16 protein-coding genes and 1 rRNA gene are annotated in these 19,954 nt (G+C 60.4%); 14 read left to right on the top strand and 3 right to left on the bottom strand.

Going from position 1 to position 19,954, the window contains the following annotated elements; genetic code table 11:
- The 3 genes from BLW69_RS18750 to BLW69_RS18760 all read right to left on the bottom strand — a co-directional run.
- A 16S ribosomal RNA gene (locus BLW69_RS18750) occupies positions 1-196 on the bottom strand; the annotation flags it as partial.
- A 476-nt stretch (positions 197-672) separates the two neighbouring features.
- A complete protein-coding gene (locus BLW69_RS18755; RefSeq protein WP_092664151.1) occupies positions 673-2,028 on the bottom strand; it encodes an LLM class flavin-dependent oxidoreductase in 1,356 nt (451 codons plus the stop codon).
- Between the two features lie 213 nt (positions 2,029-2,241).
- Positions 2,242-3,345, bottom strand: a complete 1,104-nt coding sequence (locus BLW69_RS18760; RefSeq protein WP_092664153.1) for an aldo/keto reductase — start codon at positions 3,343-3,345, stop codon at positions 2,242-2,244.
- A 98-nt stretch (positions 3,346-3,443) separates the two neighbouring features.
- Here BLW69_RS18760 and BLW69_RS18765 point away from each other — a divergent pair, with 98 nt between their 5' ends.
- The 14 genes from BLW69_RS18765 to fdhF all read left to right on the top strand — a co-directional run bounded on the left by BLW69_RS18765 (position 3,444) and on the right by fdhF (position 19,806).
- On the top strand, positions 3,444-4,334 hold the full coding sequence (locus BLW69_RS18765; RefSeq protein ID WP_092664155.1) for a LysR family transcriptional regulator: 891 nt from the start codon (positions 3,444-3,446) through the stop codon (positions 4,332-4,334).
- A gap of 91 nt (positions 4,335-4,425) precedes the next feature.
- Positions 4,426-5,214 (top strand): potassium channel family protein, encoded by a 789-nt coding sequence (locus BLW69_RS18770; RefSeq protein ID WP_062463298.1) that lies wholly within the window; start codon positions 4,426-4,428, stop codon positions 5,212-5,214.
- 161 nt (positions 5,215-5,375) lie between these two features.
- The gene (locus BLW69_RS18775; protein ID WP_092664594.1) at positions 5,376-6,521 is read left to right on the top strand and encodes an ABC transporter ATP-binding protein; all 1,146 of its coding nucleotides are present in this window, start codon (positions 5,376-5,378) and stop codon (positions 6,519-6,521) included.
- Between the two features lie 26 nt (positions 6,522-6,547).
- Positions 6,548-7,444 (top strand): ABC transporter permease subunit, encoded by an 897-nt coding sequence (locus tag BLW69_RS18780; protein WP_092664597.1) that lies wholly within the window; start codon positions 6,548-6,550, stop codon positions 7,442-7,444.
- Positions 7,444-8,265, top strand: a complete 822-nt coding sequence (locus BLW69_RS18785; protein WP_092664157.1) for a carbohydrate ABC transporter permease — start codon at positions 7,444-7,446, stop codon at positions 8,263-8,265. The genes BLW69_RS18780 and BLW69_RS18785 overlap by 1 nt, the downstream gene beginning before the upstream one ends.
- Before the next feature lie 50 nt (positions 8,266-8,315).
- Positions 8,316-9,608 (top strand): ABC transporter substrate-binding protein, encoded by a 1,293-nt coding sequence (locus tag BLW69_RS18790; RefSeq protein WP_092664159.1) that lies wholly within the window; start codon positions 8,316-8,318, stop codon positions 9,606-9,608.
- A 66-nt stretch (positions 9,609-9,674) separates the two neighbouring features.
- Positions 9,675-10,475, top strand: a complete 801-nt coding sequence (locus tag BLW69_RS18795) for a phosphodiesterase (RefSeq protein WP_092664161.1) — start codon at positions 9,675-9,677, stop codon at positions 10,473-10,475.
- Positions 10,476-10,714: 239 nt separating this feature from the next.
- Positions 10,715-11,719 carry a TRAP transporter substrate-binding protein gene (locus tag BLW69_RS18800; protein ID WP_244508887.1) on the top strand — a complete coding sequence of 335 codons (1,005 nt, stop codon included), beginning with the start codon at positions 10,715-10,717 and terminating at the stop codon, positions 11,717-11,719.
- 90 nt (positions 11,720-11,809) lie between these two features.
- On the top strand, positions 11,810-12,319 hold the full coding sequence (locus BLW69_RS18805; RefSeq protein ID WP_062459070.1) for a TRAP transporter small permease: 510 nt from the start codon (positions 11,810-11,812) through the stop codon (positions 12,317-12,319).
- A gap of 2 nt (positions 12,320-12,321) precedes the next feature.
- A complete protein-coding gene (locus BLW69_RS18810; RefSeq protein ID WP_244508888.1) occupies positions 12,322-13,701 on the top strand; it encodes a TRAP transporter large permease in 1,380 nt (459 codons plus the stop codon).
- A 58-nt stretch (positions 13,702-13,759) separates the two neighbouring features.
- Positions 13,760-14,368 carry a J domain-containing protein gene (locus BLW69_RS18815; protein WP_062459068.1) on the top strand — a complete coding sequence of 203 codons (609 nt, stop codon included), beginning with the start codon at positions 13,760-13,762 and terminating at the stop codon, positions 14,366-14,368.
- A 237-nt stretch (positions 14,369-14,605) separates the two neighbouring features.
- On the top strand, positions 14,606-15,085 hold the full coding sequence (locus BLW69_RS18820; protein WP_092664163.1) for a formate dehydrogenase subunit gamma: 480 nt from the start codon (positions 14,606-14,608) through the stop codon (positions 15,083-15,085).
- A complete protein-coding gene (locus BLW69_RS18825) occupies positions 15,082-16,638 on the top strand; it encodes a formate dehydrogenase beta subunit (RefSeq protein ID WP_092664164.1) in 1,557 nt (518 codons plus the stop codon). Before BLW69_RS18820 ends, BLW69_RS18825 begins: the two co-directional genes overlap by 4 nt.
- Positions 16,639-16,926: 288 nt before the next feature.
- A complete protein-coding gene (fdhF, locus tag BLW69_RS18830; protein ID WP_092664166.1) occupies positions 16,927-19,806 on the top strand; it encodes a formate dehydrogenase subunit alpha in 2,880 nt (959 codons plus the stop codon).
- Positions 19,807-19,954: the final 148 nt, after the last annotated feature.

The following is a 19,954-nucleotide window of genomic DNA, read 5'->3' on the forward strand; positions in this document are numbered from 1 at the left end:
GATCCTTTACCGATAAATCTTTCCCCCGAAGGGCACATACGGTATTAGCTCCAGTTTCCCGGAGTTGTTCCGTAGTAAAGGGTACGTTCCCACGTGTTACTCACCCGTCTGCCACTCTCCTTGCGGAGCGTTCGACTTGCATGTGTTAAGCCTGCCGCCAGCGTTCGTTCTGAGCCAGGATCAAACTCTCAAGTTGAGAATTCAATCATGACTAATCACTTTATGTTCTGAATTGACGAGAACTCTCTCAATCAATTCCCGCATCACTGCGAAAACCAATCTGGTGTTCTCATATCAAAACGTGACCGTCATTTGTCTTCTAACAGATGGACCTAAGCCCATCCTGCGAGACCGCCGACCACGTTTCTCTTTCTTCTCATATTCAATTGTCAAAGAACCGACGCTCCCGCCCCAAAAGGCTAAAACGTCAAAAACCCAAGAGCCAAACCGTAACCCGGCCCCAATCAGCATCCGCCAATCTTTTAAGGTTTTCACCGAAACGAAGAAGTCCGTCGCTAGCAGCGCCGCCGCCCTCGTTCAGTGAGCGGGTTATAGATCCGAGGCCCAGAACAAGTCAACAGGGGTCGTCGCAAAAACTTCAAGAAAACGGTAAGTTGTTGATTTTCATGATTAAAATCGAGAACACACTAAACTTGGCATATCTCAGTGTGCTCATGTTCCCGGTTCACGCACTGACGTGAAGCGATTGACCGGCATCGAGAGACCAAGGTTCTCGCGCAGCGTCCTTCCTTCGTACTCGTCACGGAAGAGACCGCGGCGGCGCAGTTCCGGGAGCACCAGTCTGACGAAATCATCGAGGCTGGACGGCAGGGTCGGGAACATCAGGATAAAGCCGTCGGCTGCCCGGGTCTCGAACCATTCCTCCATGAAGTCGGCAATCTGGGTGGGCGTCCCGGTGATACCATTGCCGGTGTGCTTTTCCGCATAGTGACGGATCAGCTCGCCGACCGTCCGGCCGCTTTTGACGAAATCCACAAGCTCGTCGAACAGCGCCCGAGAACCGCGTGGCGTCTCGGGCAGACGGTCCATGGGGAACGGCTGGTCGAGAGGAACGCCTGCGAGATCCGCCTCAAGAAATTCCGACAGCATCAGCCGACCGACATCGGGATGCAGCTTGTCGATCATGAAATCGACCTTGGCCTGCGCTTCGGCTTCGGTCTCTCCGACGTTGATGACAATGCCCGGCATGATCTTGAGATCGTCAGGATCCCGACCGTATGCGGGCATGCGATCCTTGACGTTCTTATAGAAGGCCCGGTTGCGATCGATGTTGGAGGCGAGACTAAAGACGATCTCCGAGGTGCGCGCGGCAAGATCCATGCCGGGCTCCGACCCACCGGCCTGAGCAATCACCGGGCGGCCCTGGGGCGACCGGGCGATATTGAGGGGACCCCGGACCTGAAAATGCTTGCCCACATGGTTGAGCGTATGCAGCTTATCCTTGTCATAATAGATCCCGGTCTCGCGATCGAGCTTGAGCGCGTCCGCCTCGAAACTGTCCCACAGACCGAAAACGACATCGACGAATTCCGCACCCCGCTCGTAGCGCAGGGCGTGGGGATCGAGTCCGTCGCGGTTGAAGTTATAGCCCGTCTCGTTGTGATCTGATGTCACGACATTCCAGCAGGCGCGGCCGCCGCTCAAATGATCGATCGAGGCAAAGATGCGCGCGACGTTGTAGGGTTCGTAATAACTGGTCGAAACGGTCGCGACCAGACCGAGCTTTTCGGTGGAAACCGCGAGCGCCGAGAGAAGCGAAAGCGGCTCGAAACGGTTCATCTTGGTCGGCTGTCGCGCCAGCGCTGCCGGATCGCCGACAGCGGCCGCGGGAGAGTCCGCCATGAACATGAAATCGAACTTGGCCGCCTCGGACTGTTTCGCGACGTTCAGGAGATGAGCGAAATCATTGGCGCCGTTCACATCGCTATCAGGATGCAGCCATGAAGCGGGATGAAAGCCGAAGGTATAGACGAATGTGCCAAGCTTGAGTTTGTCGCGACGCGCCATGCTGTTATTTCGAACTCCCGATTGATGCCGATCGGTGCGCGGTATCGATCCGCTCTGCGCACACTTGCCCGAAGCTTAGCAGCAGCCTCCCGGTCGGCAAGAACCGACCGGTTGTTTTCGCGCAAATACCGCACGCAATCTGAGGGCAAGGGGATCAGCCCGCTCGATATCCCGTCCGACAACGATAAAGCCCCTCGGCGAGAGCCCTGCCCGTCAGGACGGTGCGAAGGGTTGAACCGCCTGACCGCCGAACAATGTTTCCCGTGGGATTTGGAAGATGAAATAAGGATTGATAAGCGGCAACATCGTTGCCTGTTCCAGCCGTTGCAAATGATCATCACTCAGTGTGATCCCGAGCGACGCGACGTTCTCCAAGAGTTGGGCGACGCGGCTCGCACCGATCAGAACCGAGGACACGCCGGGTCGGTTGACAACCCAGGCAAGCGCAACTTCCGCCGGGGAACGGCCGATCTCGTCTGCGACCGTCTTCACCACGTCGACCACGTCGAAGTTGCGCTCGGTAAACAACATGCCCCCAAACGGATTGTCCCCGTTTAACCGGCCGTCGCTGTCTCCCTCGCTCGTCGGTGCACCGCTATCGGGCATCGCTGTGGCGCGCCCCGCATCGGCAATCTTGTCGCGACCATACTTGCCGGACAGCAAGCCGGCAGCGAGCGGGCTCCAGGGAACGAGCCCCAAGCCGAACTCGGCACCTGCCGGGATAACATCGAGCTCGACGCCTCTGTCGATGAGCGAATAACTGTACTGCAGGCCGATCGGCTTCGGAAGGCCGTGCGCTTCCGCAAGTGTTGCGATCTTGGCGACATACCAGGCCGGCGTGTTGGAAAAGCCGTAATGCAGGATCTTTCCGGCGTGCACCGCGTCCGCCAGGGTCTGCAGCACCTCCTCGGCGGGCGTCGTACGATCCCAGACATGGATCCAGTACATGTCGATATAATCGGTTTTCATCCGCCGCAGCGAACCCTCCATCCCGAGCCGGATGTTTTTCGCGCCATTCCCACCCCAGAGCGGCGTGCCCCGCGCGCGGGAAAAACCGGACTTGGTGGCGATCACCAGACGATCCCGGTTGCCTTTGTCCTTCATGAAAGTGCCGAGCATGGTTTCGCTTTCGCCGCCCGAATAGATGTCGGCGGTATCGACGAAGTTGCCGCCAGCGTCGGTATAGGTATCGAACAAATCACGCGACGTCTTTTCACCGGCGCCCCACCGACCGGCGCCGAACGTCATCGTTCCGAGCGCGAGCGGGCTGACGATCAGTCCGGATTTGCCGAGTGTGCGGTAATGCGTGAGATCCATGCGTCTTCTCCATGCTGGTGATGACGAAGAACCTAGCAACACCTGCTCCTGCCGATTAGAGGTTGCGGGCGGCATGAACTTGTGAGCAGCTTGCAGCAATGGAGCGCAACCACCTCAATGATCTCGTGGCGTTCGCGACGGTCGCACGAGAGTGCAGCTTTACCCGGGCGGCCGCGATCCTCGCCATGTCGCCATCGGCACTCAGCCATGCGATGCGCGGGCTGGAAGAAAGGCTGGGCGTTCGGCTTCTGGCGCGCACGACACGCAGCGTGTCTCCGACGGAAGCGGGCGAGCGGTTGCTTCGATCACTGAACCCAGCGCTGGCTGAAATCGAAGACGGCCTGCAGTCAATGGCTGAGTGGCGCGACAACCCGTCTGGTACAGTGCGGATCACCACCTTTGCCTATGCGGCCAGGATCGTTCTCCTCCCGAAACTGCCGGGTTTCCTGCTTGCCAACCCGGATGTGCGCGTGGAGGTCAACATCGATGATGGCTTGACCGACATCGTCGCGGCTGGTTTCGATGCCGGCATCCGGCTGGGAGAAACGGTCGACAAGGACATGATCGCGGTCAAGATCGGCCCGGACTTGAGGACGGTGGTCGTCGGCACGCCCTCCTATTTCGAGAGATACCCGCCTCCCCTGACACCCTATGATCTCGACCGTCACGCCTGCATCGGCTATCGGCTGAAGACATCGGGCGGACTTCTTCCGTGGGAATTCCAGATGGGTGACAAGGAAATCAAGATCCGCACCCGCGGGCCTCTGGTCGCCAACGACGGCGATCTTCCGGCTGCCGCCGTACGAGCGGGCGCCGGACTTGGTTACATCATGGAGCATGACGTGGCGGAGGATATTGCGTCGGGCAAGCTCATCCAGGTCCTCGCCGACTGGTGCCCCAAATTCCCAGGCTTTCATCTTTATCACCCGAGCCGCCGACAATCCCCGCCAGCGTTGCGGGCACTCATCGCTGTCCTGAAAACCGGTTGAGCAAGGGCTCCGCTATTTGCTGCTGGCGCGGTCAGCAACCTGTTTCTGTGCGTACGCTTGATGACATCTCCTTTCGATCTATCTGGACCTCATGAAAATTGTCGAAAAAAGAAGCGACCGGATCAAGTTCAGGGACTGCGTGCGGTTGCTCGAGCGCCCTACGGGTCGGAACGCCATCGCCATGCAGGCTGCATTTGCGGTCGTCGATCTGGCGATCCTGGCATTCTTCCTGCTCGGCCCGTATCTTCGGTCCAGCCCGTCCTATCTGATCGTCGATTACATCATCGCAGCCTGGATCGGCTTGGAGCTCATGGTCCGCGCCGTCGCAGCGCCGTCACTGCGACACTGGCTCGCAAGGCCGTTGACCTGGATCGATCTCGTCCTCCTGGTGACGCTGCTTTTCCCCGACGCGCTGTTCAACTTTGCCTTTCTTCGCGTCATGCGCCTTTGGGCCATCGGACAAAGCCCCTTGCTGAAGGAGGTTCTGCGGCGTGCAGGCTGCGTGTCCTATCTGGACGTCGTGCGCGCCGTGCTGAACTTCCTGGTGTTCCTGTTTCTGATGACCGGGTTCGTTTACACCACGTTCTTCTACAATCGTGACGGAAGCGAAGGTTTCATCGACGCGCTCTACTTCACGGTGGCAACGGTCACCACGACCGGTTTCGGAGATATCACGCTTCCGGGGACGGTCGGCAAGCTGACATCCGTCTTCACCATGATCATCGGCATCTCGCTGTTCGTCCGGCTGGCGCAGGCGATCGTCAGGCCGCACAAGGTCACGTTTCCCTGCCCGCGCTGCGCTCTGCAACGCCATGACGCAGACGCGGTGCATTGCAAGGCCTGTGGAGAGGTGTTGAACATTCCGGATGAGGGCAGCTGAACGAATGACCGGCGAGGTCTCTAACCGCCGTCGACCCTGAGGGGCAGGCGTAGCACCCAACAGTCCACGTCCCACCCTCCTCCTCCGTTACATAACCTTCTCAAAACTGTCGCAACACCGTCATGTCGCGGCTGCATAGCCCCTTCGAAAAGGAGCTCAGAATGCAGCCTCAATCGCTTAACATTGCCAGCATCGGGAAAGGCTTCGGGGCCGACGACGTCCTGAAGAGCATCGACCTATCCATCCGTCCTGGCGAGTTTCTATCGCTCGTGGGCATGTCCGGCTGCGGCAAATCCACGTTGCTCCGGATCATCGCAGGCCTTGAGACCGCGGATCGCGGAACGGTGTCGATCGGCAGCCGCGACGTCACCGATGTGGATCCGTCCGACCGCAATCTGGCGATGGTCTTCCAGTCCTACGCGCTCTATCCTCATATGACCGTGCGCGACAATATCGCGACGCCGCTGCGCATGCGCCGCCTTTCGGTCTGGTCGAGGTTGCCGCTGATCGGGCGCATGATCGCGAATGCCGAAACGCTCCGCGAGATCGACGCTTCGGTGAAAGAAGCAGCCGACGTGCTGCAGATCGGCCACCTGCTCGATCGCAGGCCGGCGCAGCTTTCCGGTGGTCAGCGTCAGCGCGTGGCGCTTGCCCGCGCCCTGGTCCGTTCGCCCTCTGCCTTCCTGATGGATGAGCCGCTGTCCAACCTCGACGCAAAATTGCGGGCTCATATGCGGGGCGAACTCACCAACCTGCACAGCCGCCTTGGCGCCACCTTCATCTATGTCACCCATGACCAGATCGAAGCGATGACCATGTCGGACCGCATCGCCCTGATGTCGGAAGGTCGCATCGAGCAGCTCGGCACGCCGGATGAACTTTACCGGCGCCCATCGACCTTGACCGTGGCGCGTTTCATCGGATCGCCATCGATCAATCTCCTGCCCGTCGAGCTGGACGCATCCGGAGAGATCGTTCTGTTTGGACAAAAGCTTGGCATCACCGCACGAAATGCATGGCCGGGACCTGCGACACTCGGCATCCGCGCCGAAGACGTTTTTCCCGCAGCTGATGGCATCGAGGCAAGCCTCGTGCGGACTGAAACGCAGGGCGCAGACCGTTTCGTCACCTTCAATCTCACCTGCGATCCTTCCATTTCCATCGTCATGCGGCAGCGGGTCGGTGACGATCTTGGCGCGGATGCGGATGGCAATGTTCGGCTGGCGTTTTCAAAGGAAGGCGTCCATCTTTTCGGGTCCGACGAGAAGCGTCGCGACATCACCGTTCTCGAACAGGTGCCGGCGTGAGTATCGTCGCATCGACGGCCGAGACGATGTCCGCGGCCCGACCACGCAAGTCATTGACTGCACGCCGCATGGCGCGCCGGGGGCTTTTCTTCGTGGCTCCGGCAGTGCTGCTGATGCTCGCCATCTACATCATTCCGATGGTCGTTCTCGCCGTCTTCTCGGTCACGGACTATCAGCTCGGCGCGCTCTCGACGAGCTTCATCGGCCTCGACAACTTTCGCAAGGCGTTCAGCGATCCGGTATTCCTGCGGGCATTGTGGAACACAGTGCTTTACGCGCTCATCGTCATTCCGGCGGGTGTCGTCCTGGCGCTCGGGGTGGCACTTCTCGTCTATAACCGCAAGCGCAGCCGCGGCTTCTGGGAGATCGCCTATTTTCTGCCGGTGACGGCAACGCTCGTGGCCATGGCAACGGTGTTCCAGTTCCTGCTGCATCCCTCGCTCGGGCCGGTCAATGCGGCGATCAAGTGGTTCGGCTTCGAGCCGGTCGGCTTTCTGTCCAACCCGTCGCTGCTGATCCCGACCATGGCGATCATCGGCATCTGGCAGGTGCTGGGCTTCAACATGGTGCTCTTTCTGGCCGGTCTGACCGCGATCCCGAAGGATCTGCACGAGGCCGTCCGGCTCGACGGCGCGAAGAACCCGATCGACCGCTTCCTGACAGTCACATTGCCGATGCTGGGGCCGACGATGATGTTCGTCATCGTCACCACGTCGATCTCCGCGTTCAAGGTGTTCGAAACCGTCGCGGTTCTGACCAAGGGTCGCTCGGGCTCGGAAGTGCTGCTGTTCGCGCTCTATCTCGAAGGCTTCGAATATTCCAACACCGGCTATGCGGCCGCCCTCACCCTGATTTTCCTTGCCATCGTGCTAGTGCTCTCGATTGGCCAGACGGTGCATATGGACCGGAAGGTACATTACTGATGGTCGCGCTTCGCAAATACATGCCGCATGTCGTCCTGGCCGCCGGGGCCTTCGTAATGCTGCTGCCGTTCTACTGGATGTTTCTGACCTCCATCCGTTCGCCCGCCGAGATCTTCAGCGTATCGCTCTGGCCGATCCCGGAGAAATTTGCAGCCCTCGACAACTATTCGCGGGCCGCCAGTCAGGTTCCGATGCTCCGCTTCATGATGAACGGCGTGATCGTCTGCTTCGGCATCCTGTTCGTGCAGGTGCTAACAGCGGTTCCCGCTGCCTACGCGCTCGCGAAACTCCGCTTTCCCGGACGCAAACTGCTGCTGACGCTCGTCATTGCCGCACTGACCGTGCCGATTCAGGCGCTGGCATTGCCCCTCTTCGTGGGGCTCGCGAAAGCGCAGCTGCTCAACACCTATTTCGCGATGATGATGCCGTTTCTTCTTTCGGTCTTTGCGATCTTCCTCTTCAACCAGTCGTTCCGCAGCTATCCCGACGAGATCATCGAAGCTGCGCGCATGGACGGATTTTCGGAACTCGAGATCTGCTTCCGGCTGGTGCTGCGCGGCTCTCTGCCTTCGCTTGCGGCCTTCTCGGTGTTCTCGCTGGTCGCCCACTGGAACGACCTCTACTGGCCGATGATCGTTGTCACCGACACCAATCTGGCGCCGCCGCCGCTCGGCATGCTGTTCTTCGCAGACGTCGAATCCGGTGCGAACTACGGCGCACTGATGGCGGGCGCGACGATCATCACCGCCCCCATGGTTGTCTGCTTTCTTCTTGCCAGAAAACATTTCATCGCCGGCATCACCATGACTGGCGTGAAGTAACTGCTCTAGCCTTAGCCTTCCTCCCTCAACCGAACTCTTCGGAGACGACAATGAAAATGAAACGACGGACCGCTCTCGGCGGCCTGGCACTCGGCCTCGCTCTGACCGGATTTTCCGCGCAGAGCTTTGCAGCGGATGTCACCCTCAACATTCTCTACAACCTGCCGGGCTTCACCAAATTTCATCAGCCGCTGGCCGATGAGTTCATGAAGAACAATCCGGACATCAAGATCAACTTCCTGGCGCCAGCGCCTGGCTATAATGATGGCCAGCAGCAGGTTCTGCGCGCAGCCGTCACCGGCAACCTGCCGGACGTCTATTTCTCCGGCTACAATCTGACGGCGGAACTGGTCCATACACTTGCACCGCGCAAGCAGATCACCGATCTCGCGCCGTTCATCGAAAAGGACGGCGGCCAGGCCTTCCTAGACAAGAACTATTCGCCGAAGATGTCTGCGCTGGGCATGGTCGACGGCAAGCAGTACGGCCTGCCCGTCAACGCCTCTTCGCCGATCATCTATGTCAACGCCGAACTGGTCCGTAAGGCCGGCGGCGATCCGGAAAACATGCCGAAGACGTTCGACGGCCTGATCCAGCTTGCGAACAAGATCCACGCACAGGACGCCAAGGTGTCCGGCATGGGTTACGATATCAACCTGTGGCCGGATGACTGGTTGTGGCAGGCTCTTATCACCAATCAGGGCGGCAAGCTGGTCGACGAGACCACCAAGACCGTCGGCTTCGACAACGAGATCGGCCTCAACGCTCTGAAGCTCGCCCGTCGCTTCGTCACCGAAGGCGGCCAGAACCTGCTTGACTGGGACCAGTCGCGTCAGCAGTTCGGTGCAGGCCTCACCGGCTTTATCTTCTCGACGCCTGCCCATGTGCAGACGATCGAAGCCTTGGTCGGTGACCGCTTCAAGCTGGTGACCTCGACCTTCCCGCTGGATAACCCTGAAAAGGGCGGCGTACCGACCGGCGGAAACTCGGCCGTGATGCTGACCCAGGACAAGGAAAAGCAGGACGCAGCCTGGAAGTATATGAAGTGGGTGACAGGTCCGGAAGCGCAGAACGTCATCGTTCGCATCACCGGCTACCTGCCGACCAACAAGCTGGCCACCGGTCCGGAATTCCTGGCGCCCTACTATGCCGAGCATCCGAACGTCAAAACCGCTTCGCTCCAGGCTGAGCGCTCGCTGCCGTGGGCCGGTTATCCGGGTGGCGATTCCGTGCGCATCTGGCGCACCCAGCGCGACATCATCGGCACCGTCATGCGCGGCGAAGTCACGCCTGAGGCCGGTCTGAAGCAGATCGTCGAGCAGACCAACGCGTTGATGAAGTAATTACTGACCAATGCCTACGGCCGCGGGGAGCCTCTCCGCGGCCTATTCATTCTTGAGAGAACGACGATGAAAATTCTGCAGATCACCGATACGCACCTGATGCTGTCAGGCCAGTCCGTGAACGGTGTCGACCCCGAGAAACAGCTGCGCGCTGCCGTGGCTGATATTCTCGAGAAGCATGCCGATGCGGACCTGTTGGTGATGACCGGCGACCTTTGCAATCACGGTGATCCCGAAGCCTACGACATCCTCAAGGATATCCTGGCGCCCGTGCCGTTCGAAGTGCGCCTGATGCTCGGCAACCATGACGACCGGCCGAATTTCAGGGCGGCCTTCCCTGCCCATCCCCTCGATGCAAACGGATATGTCCAGTCCTTCCTCGATACGGAGTTCGGAAGGCTTGTCTTTCTCGACAGCCATGAGGCGGGTGTCATCGGCGGTATCTTTGGCGAAGAACGGATGGCGTTTTTGGATGAGGCGCTCGAAACTGCCGGCAAGCACCCGGTGACGGTCTTTATCCACCACCCGCCGATCGACTGCGGCATTGCCCATTTCGACCACATCGGCATGCATGACGACGGGCGGATCATGCGCCGGCTTGCCGGCCACAAAGCGGGCATCCGTCATATCGTGTTCGGCCATATCCATGTTCCGATGTCGGGAACGAGCGCCGAGGGCATCGCCTACAGCTCCGGTCAGGCCTGCGCCCATCGATTCGTGACAGACCTTGCCAATCCGATGCCGTTCTGGACGGGCGGCAATCCCTGCTACCGGATCATCAACCTCGATGGACATGGCCTGCGCGCCTACGCCGTGGAAGTGGGCGAGACGATCACCGGCCAGGCGCCGATCTGCGAAGGCCCTTGATTTCGGACGGTCGAGGCGAAGTCGTGCGCCTCGACCAAAGCCTGCGTCTTGCAGAGCCTGAAAGCAGGCGATGCGTCTTTTCCACCACAGACATCAGCCGTCGATCAGACTGCAACCGAAATACCCCCGGCGAGGCTCTTTTATCGGCCTTGGATGAACTTGACGTCTATCAGGTTTTCGCGGATGGAGGTCGTCCACATGCGCGGATGAGGACGACGCGCTCTACGGGAGGAAAACACGTGTTTCATGCGTTGAACAGACGGACTTTTGCTGGCGCCGTTGCGGCTGCCACCCTTGCAGCGACCTGGGCAACCGGTGCCTTGGCACAGGCAACCGAGGTGAAGATCGCCTACGCGCTGGCGCGCGATTCCCATTACGGTGCCGCCGCCGATGGCTGGGACAAATACGTTACCGAAACCAGCCAGGGCAAATTCAAGTTCACGCATTTCCCGTCCTCCGCACAGGGTGGCGAGCGCGAAGTCATCGAAGGCCTGCAGCTTGGAACCGGCGTCCAGGCCGTCGTGGTCTCCTCCGGGGCACTTTCCAACTTCGTACCCGAGATTGGCGTCACTGATATTCCGTTCCTGTTTCGCGACCTGACGCATGCGCGCGCCGTGCTGGACGGACCGATCGGTGAAGGCATCCTTGAAAAGTTCCGCGATCGCGAGCTGATCGCCCTTGCCTGGGGCGAGCAGGGCTTTCGCCACATCACCAACAACCGCCAGCCGATCGAAAAGCCGGAGGATCTGGCCGGGCTGAAGATCCGCACCATGGAAAATCCGGTCCATATCGCGGCCTTCAAGACGGCTGGTGCCGCACCGACGCCAATGTCCTGGCCGGAAGTCATTCCAGCCCTGCAGCAGGGCGCGATCGACGGACAGGAAAACCCGCTTTCGGTCATCGTCTCCGCCAAGCTCTGGGAAGTTCAGAAGTATCTGACGGTGTCCGGACACGTCTATTCGCCGGCAATGCTGATCGTGGCGCCATCGTTCTGGGAAAGCCTTTCCGAGGACGAACAGAAGATCTTCGCGGACGGCGCGCTGAAGGGCAAAGAAGCCATGCGCGCCTTTGTCGACGCCTCCGAAAAGAACGGCGTGGAAAAGGCGAAGGCTTCAGGCATGCAGGTCAACGTGCTCAGTGACGAGCAGAAGGCCGCGTTCCAGAAGTCGATCCAGTCCGCCTATGACGGTTACTACAAGACCTATACCAAGGAACTTGTCGACCAGATCATCGCCACGAAATAAGCGCGTCAACACTTCGACGGGCGCCCTCTTCAGGTAGACGCCCGTCAGCGGATCGATCCGAGGGGCGGCGCTTCGAGCGCCGGGGGTGCAATGCAGAAATTCGAACGTATTTTCGTCGATCTCAATCGCTGGCTGCTGATCGCTATACTGTCTGCGATGGCGATCCTGGTGTTTCTCAACGTCTGCCTTCGGTTTCTCACCAATCAGTCGATCACCTGGTCGGACGAAGTTGCCCGCCACCTGATGATCTGGCTGACATTCATCGGAGCCGGCATTACGCTCAGGCACGGTTCGTTGACGGCGATCGACAACGTCCAGATCGCGGTCGGAGATCGCAAAGCCCGCATCCTTCGCATCATCTCGGCGATCATCATGTTCGCGTTCTTCGCGGTGATGATCTGGGCCGGCAAAACCTACGTTGGCCGCACGATGCTGCAGACGACGCCGTCCACGCAGATCCCCTTCGGCTATATCTATCTCGCGATCCCGATCGGCTTCACCCTTTTGACCATCCATCTTCTCCTGGTTCTGCGCACCTACGTCATCGGCGGCATGAGCGCGCTGCAGGGCGAAGACGACCTCCCGCCGGTTGCTGCCTGACCATGATGATTTCCATTCTCTTCGTTTCGTTTTTCATCCTGATGGCCGTCGGCGTGCCGATAGCCTTCACGCTGGCGATTTCGACCTGGCTCGCCGTCATTCTCGGCAGCCGCTATCCGCAGATCGTCGTGATCAAGGAAATGTTCTCAGGGGTGGACAGCTTCCCTCTGCTCGCCGTCCCGTTCTTTATCCTGGCGGCCGAACTGATGACGGGCGGTGCGCTTACCCATCACCTTCTGCGCCTTGCGGCGCAATTCGTCGGCCGTGCCCGCGGCGGGCTCGGTTATGCCAGCATCATCTCGACAACGCTGTTTGCCGGCATTTCCGGCTCGGCACTTGCAGCAGCGGCCGGACCGGGCGCGATGACGATCCGGATGATGGAGAAAAGCGGTTACGAGAAGCGCTACGCATCCGCTTTGGCTGCGGCTGTGGCGATCGTCGATCCGATCATCCCGCCGTCGATCACCATGATCATCTATGCCCTGCAGGACAATCGCGTTTCGGTCGGCGGCCTGTTCGTTGCGGGCGTCATTCCTGGTCTCCTGATCTCCGCCGCGATGTGCCTGGTGAACTTCTACATTTCCCGCAAGCGCAACTACCGCTCGATGGATCTGCGGCCGACGCTTGCCGAGATGGTAAGGACGACGGTCTACGCGATGCCGGCAGTTGCCCTGATTGTCATCGTCGTCGGCGGCATCCGCGCCGGGTATTTCACCCCGACCGAGGCATCCGTCATCGCGGTATTCTACTCGCTGTTCTGCGGCATGTTCATCTACCGCTCCCTGCACATGCGGGATCTGCCGGATATCATCTTCCGCTCGGCGATGATCACCGTCGGCATTCTGCTCATCCTTGCTGCCGCGCGCGCATTCGCCTGGGTGCTGATCATCGAAGGCGTGCCGCAATATATGGCGGACCTGATCATATCGTGGAACCTCAGCCCGATCATGTTCCTCCTCGCTGTCAACGTGCTGTTGCTTCTGTTCGGCACGTTCATGGATCCCCTGCCCGGCGTCATGATCCTGGTGCCGATTCTGGCTCCCATCGCCTTCAGCCTGGGTATCGATCCGATCCATTTCGCGATGATCGTCATTCTCAACCTGACGATCGGCCTGATCACCCCACCCGTCGGCCAGCTTCTTTATGTCGTCTCGGCGGCGGTCAGGATCAGGGTCAGCGAGATCTCCCGGGAAATGACACCGTTCCTCATCGCCTATGTCGTGATCCTGCTTGTGATCACCTTCATTCCGGCGCTGTCGACCTGGCTGCCCCGTCTCACCGGTTTTGATTTGAAGCGCCCGGACATGACTGCGGCGACACTCGGTAACCAAGGCCGGATATCGCCGCTAAAAGCACAGTTGTTTTCTGAAAAACACGGATAAATGTGGAACGCAGGTTCCCCGCTTGCTGTCATCGCATGTTGCCGCCATATAGACACCCATGACAGTCGATTCGAAGATATTTGTGGGCCTGAAGTCCATCCGCAAAAAGCCTGCGCCGCAGAGCGACACATCCGGGCCGAGATGCCAGTGGGATGGCTGCGAGAAGAAGGGTTCTCACCGCGCGCCGGTCGGCCAGGGCGGCGAAGGCCTGTATCTTCTATTCTGTCTCGAGCACATCAAGGACTACAACAAGGGCTACAACTTTTCCCCGGCCCAGTCGGATCCTGTGGTCGCCCGCTACCAGAAGGAAGCGGTCGCTGGCCAGCGCTCGACATTGGGCACCGGCGTCAAGCAGCCGACCGAGATCCCGATGCCGCTGACGACCCGCTCCGGGTCGGCAAAGGCGCTCAACGCGCGAAAGAGCGCGGAGCAGCGCAAGGCGCAAAAGGCGGAACAGCAGGCAAGAAAGCTCAAGGTTCTCGAAGCAAAGGCGTTCGAGACACTCGGACTTCCGCAAGACGCAACGCCCGCGCAGATCAGGCTCCGCTACAAGGAGCGCCTCAAGATGCACCATCCCGATGCAAACCAGGGCAGCCGAACATCAGAAGACGAGCTTCGCGCATCGATCGAGGCGCACAAGATCCTTAAGCTGAACGGCTTCTGCTGAGAATTCGTGCATCGCTATAGTTGCGGGTCTTGCAGTTAAGACTCGGACGCGTCCGAATGGCGGCAGGTTGTGCGATAGCTTTGTTCTATTGCGTAACCGTTCTGCACTATTGACCAAAAATCATGAGATGAGACACTTTCCTGCATCGTGAAACTGGGTTCGCCCACCTTGCACGTGTTTTGACCCCGTTGGCCGTCGTGGAGGGCGGCTTGCGGGATCAGCGGGGAGGCCGCTCATATGAACATGCATATTTCCGCCGGTGAGTTCACCGCGCGGTCGCTGAGCATTATCGCAAGCCTGAAGCATCTCGAAGGGCCGATGCTGCCCATCCTGCATGCCATTCAGGCGGAGTTCGGTTACGTGCCGGATGAGGTCAAGCAGGTGATCGCGACCGAACTCAACCTGTCTCGCGCCGAGGTGCACGGCGTCGTCACCTTCTACCACGAATTCCGCGATCACCCGTCCGGTCGGCACGTGCTGAAGCTCTGTCGGGCCGAAGCGTGCCAGTCGATGGGCAGCGACCATATCGCGGATCGCCTCCGGCAGGTTCTCGGGATCGACTTTCACCAGACGACGCTCGATGGCGCGGTGACGCTGGAGCCGGTCTACTGCCTCGGCCTCTGCGCCTGCGCACCGGCCGCAATGATGGACGGCGAACTCTATGGCCGCGTCGACGAGCAGTGTCTCGGCGACATGTTACGGGAGGCAAGGCGATGACGGTTACGATCTTCGTTCCGCGCGATGCCGCAGCTCTGGCGCTTGGCGCAGACAGGGTGGCAAAGGCCATCGCGCAGGAAATCGAAAGCCGCGGGTTGGATGCAAGACTGGTGCGCAACGGCTCGCGCGGCATGGTCTGGCTGGAGCCGCTGGTCGAGGTCGAGACGGACAGAGGGCGCGTTGCCTACGGTCCGGTCAAGACCGGCGACGTGGCGGGTCTGTTCGATGCCGGGTTGATGGATGGCGGAGGCCACGACCTCTGTCTCGGGCTGACGGAGGAAATTCCTTTCCTTCGTCAGCAGACCCGGCTGACCTTTGCCCGCTGCGGCATCACCGATCCCCTGTCGCTCGAGGATTACCAGCGGCACAACGGACTTGTGGGTCTTCGGAACGCCATCGCGATGTCGCAGGCGGAGATCGTCGCAAAGGTTACCGACAGCGGTCTTCGCGGCCGCGGCGGCGCCGGTTTCCCGACCGGCATCAAGTGGAAGACGGTGATGGACGCGCCGGGCCCTCAAAAATACATCGTCTGCAATGCCGACGAGGGCGACAGCGGCACGTTTGCCGACCGGATGATCATGGAGGGCGACCCCTTCGTGCTGATCGAGGGCATGGCGATCGCAGGCATCGCGACCGGCGCCACGAAGGGTTATGTCTATACCCGTTCCGAATATCCGCATGCCATTGCTGCGATGACCGAGGCCGTCGAGATCGCCCGCGCTGCTGGCATCCTCGGGCCTTCTGTAATGGGCTCGGCCTATGCCTTCGACATCGAGATCCGCTCCGGTGCCGGCGCCTATGTCTGCGGCGAGGAGACGTCGCTCTTGAACTCTCTGGAAGGAAAGCGCGGCGTCGTCCGGGCAAAACCGCCGCTGCCGGCTTTGCAGGGCTTTCTCGGTCGGCCGACGGTGGTCAACAACGTCATCTCGCTCGCCTCCGTGCCTGTGATCATGGAGCGCGGCGCCGAATTTTACAGGGACTTCGGCATGGGCCGCTCACGCGGCACGATCCCGATCCAGATCGCCGGCAACGTCAAGCATGGCGGCCTGTTCGAGACGGCTTTCGGGCTGACCCTCGGCCAGATCATCGATGATATCGGTGGCGGCACGGCGACCGGGCGGCCGGTCAAGGCGGTACAGGTGGGCGGTCCGCTCGGCGCTTACTTCCCTAGGCAACTTTTCAATACGCCCTTCGACTACGAGGCCTTTGCCGAAAGAGGCGGACTGATCGGCCACGCGGGCATCTCGGTGTTCGATGATAGCGCCGACATGCTGAAACAGGCCCGTTTCGCAATGGAGTTCTGCGCCATCGAAAGCTGCGGCAAGTGCACACCCTGCCGCATCGGCTCCACCCGCGGCGTCGAGACGGTCGACAAGATCCGCGCCGGCATCGAGCCTGACAAGAACAAGGTGCTGCTGGAGGATCTCTGCAACACGATGAAGTTCGGCTCGCTCTGCGCGCTCGGCGGCTTCACGCCCTATCCGGTCATGAGCGCGATGAACCATTTTCCGGAGGATTTTGCGCCGGCACCGATGGTGGAGGCGGCGGAATGATGAGGAATGCTCTGCTTAGCAGACGAAAAGCCAGCGATTTGGCGTTTCGAATGACGAATGCCCGCAGCTATAGCGAAGGGCGGGCAGCAAGGCCCCTGCCGCTCGCTGTGCTCGCCGCCCTCCCCACAGGTGGGAGGGCTCAACCTGCTGCGCGGCTTGCTTCCCTATTGGGCATTGTCGGCGCGGCATGTGTTCTCCCCCCTTGTGGGGGAGATGGCCGGCAGGCCAGAGGGGGTCTTTCTCCCAACCGCCCAGTCCACACCAACATGTTCAAACAGGAGACGCATCATGTCCCTCGTTCATGAAATCGACTACGGCACTCCGAAGTCCCGCTCCGAAGCCCAGGTGACGCTGACTATCGACGGTCGCCAGATCACCGTTCCCGCCGGCACATCGATCATGCGCGCCTCGATGGAGGCCGGCATCCAGGTGCCCAAGCTTTGTGCCACGGATATGGTCGACGCCTTCGGGTCGTGCCGGCTCTGTCTGATCGAGGTCGAAGGCCGCAACGGCACGCCGGCCTCCTGCACCACGCCTGTGGCGCCCGGGATCGTCGTCCACACGCAGACGGAACGGCTGAAACAGATCCGCAAGGGTGTGATGGAGCTCTATATCTCCGACCATCCGCTCGACTGTCTGACCTGCGCCGCCAATGGCGACTGCGAATTGCAGGACATGGCGGGCGCGGTCGGGCTTCGCGACGTGCGCTACGGTTACGAGGGCGACAACCACGTCAGGGCACGTAGCGACGGCGCCATCAATGCCAAGTGGATGCCGAAGGATGAGTCGAACCCTTACTTCACCTATGACCCTTCAAAATGCATCGTCTGTTCGCGCTGCGTGCGCGCCTGCGAGGAGGTGCAAGGCACGTTCGCGCTGACAATCGAGGGCCGCGGTTTCGAAAGCCGCGTCTCGCCCGGTGCGCACGAACATTTCCTCGATTCCGAATGCGTTTCCTGCGGTGCCTGCGTGCAGGCATGCCCGACCGCGACACTGACCGAGAAGTCGGTGATCGCCATCGGCCAGCCAGAGCATTCGACGGTGACGACCTGCGCCTATTGCGGCGTCGGCTGTTCGTTCAAGGCTGAAATGCGCGGCGAAGAACTGGTACGGATGGTACCCTGGAAGGACGGCCAGGCCAATCGCGGCCATTCCTGCGTCAAGGGACGGTTCGCCTATGGCTATGCGAGCCACAAGGACCGCATCCTCAACCCGATGATCCGCGAGAAGATTTCCGATCCCTGGCGGGAAGTCAGCTGGGAAGAAGCGTTCAGCCATGTCGCCTCCGAGTTCCAGCGCATCCAGTATCAGTATGGCCGCGAATCGATCGGTGGCATCACCTCGTCGCGCTGCACCAACGAAGAGACATTCCTCGTCCAGAAGCTGATCCGCGCCGGTTTCGGCAACAACAATGTCGATACCTGTGCCCGCGTCTGCCATTCGCCGACCGGTTATGGGCTCGGCCAGGCTTTCGGCACCTCGGCCGGAACGCAGAATTTCGACAGCGTCGAGCACACCGACGTGGTCATGATCATCGGCGCCAACCCGACCGACGGTCATCCGGTATTCGGGTCGCGGCTGAAGAAGCGGTTGCGGCAGGGTGCGAAACTCATCGTCATCGATCCGCGCCGCACCGATATCGTCCGCTCGGCCCATGTCGAGGCGGCGTTTCACCTCCCCTTGAAGCCAGGCACCAATGTGGCTGTCATGACGGCGCTGGCGCATGTCATCGTCACCGAGGGACTGTTTGCCGAAGCCTTTATCCGCGAGCGCTGCGACTGGTCGGAATTCGAGGATTGGGCGGCGTTTGTTTCGGAAGACGCGCATAGCCCGGAAGCGACGGAGGCCTATACCGGCGTTCCCGCCGATCTGCTGCGTGGTGCCGCACGGCTGTTTGCGACCGGCGGCAATGGCTCGATCTATTACGGCCTCGGCGTCACCGAGCACAGCCAGGGTTCGACGACGGTGATGGCGATCGCCAACCTCGCCATGGTCACCGGCAATCTCGGTCGGCCCGGCGTCGGCGTCAATCCGCTGCGGGGCCAGAACAATGTCCAGGGCGCCTGCGACATGGGCTCCTTCCCGCACGAACTGCCAGGCTATCGTCACATCTCCGACGATGCCACCCGCGAGACATTCGAGAAACTGTGGGGCGTGACGCTCAACAACGAACCGGGGCTGCGCATACCCAATATGCTGGATGCGGCGGTCGAAGGCACGTTCCGGGGCATCTACATCCAGGGCGAGGATATCCTGCAGTCCGACCCGGATACCAAGCATGTCTCCGCCGGTCTCGAAGCGATGGAATGCGTCGTCGTGCACGACCTGTTTCTCAACGAAACCGCAAATTACGCGCATGTCTTCCTGCCCGGCTCGACCTTCCTCGAAAAGGACGGCACGTTCACCAATGCGGAGCGGCGCATCAACCGGGTTCGCAAGGTGATGAGCCCGAAGAACGGCTTGGCCGACTGGGAAGTGACGCAGAAACTGGCGCAGGCCATGGGATTGCCGTGGAACTACACCCATCCGTCTCAGGTGATGGACGAGATCGCCGCAACGACCCCAAGCTTTGCCAAGGTGTCCTACGACTATCTGGAAGAGATGGGCTCGGTGCAGTGGCCCTGCAACGAAGCGCATCCGCTCGGTTCGCCGATCATGCATGTCGACGGCTTCGTGCGCGGCAAGGGCAAGTTCATCCGCACCGAGTATGTCGCGACCGACGAACGCACCGGGCCACGTTTCCCGCTTCTGCTCACCACCGGCCGTATCCTGTCGCAGTATAATGTCGGCGCGCAGACGCGACGGACGGAAAACGTCGTCTGGCATGCGGAGGACCGTCTCGAGATCCACCCGCACGATGCCGAGCAGCGCGGGATCAAGGACGGCGACTGGATCAAGCTTGCCAGCCGAGCCGGCGATACGACGCTGCGGACTCTGATCACCGACCGCGTGGCGCCGGGTGTCGTCTACACCACCTTCCACCATCCCGATACACAGGCGAACGTCATCACCACCGATTACTCGGACTGGGCCACCAACTGCCCGGAATACAAGGTCACGGCGGTGCAGGTTTCGCCGTCGAATGGCCCGACGGAGTGGCAGCAGGACTACGGCGACCTGTCGCGCAGATCGCGACGCATCGCAGGTCGAATGGAGGCTGCGGAGTAATCGGAATTATCAATTGCAAATAGGCAGTCGGTGAGGCCGCAGGGCTCTTGCAAACAGGTCAAGAACCAGATTAAGGGGGAGTGCCAATTTGTCGCAGAGTCCTATGACGCCACTGTTCGTCGCAAGTGCAGTTCTTGAAACTAGCCGT

Source organism: Rhizobium sp. NFR12 (genome assembly GCF_900108545.1).
GTDB classification, from domain to species: Bacteria; Pseudomonadota; Alphaproteobacteria; order Rhizobiales; family Rhizobiaceae; genus Neorhizobium; species Neorhizobium soli.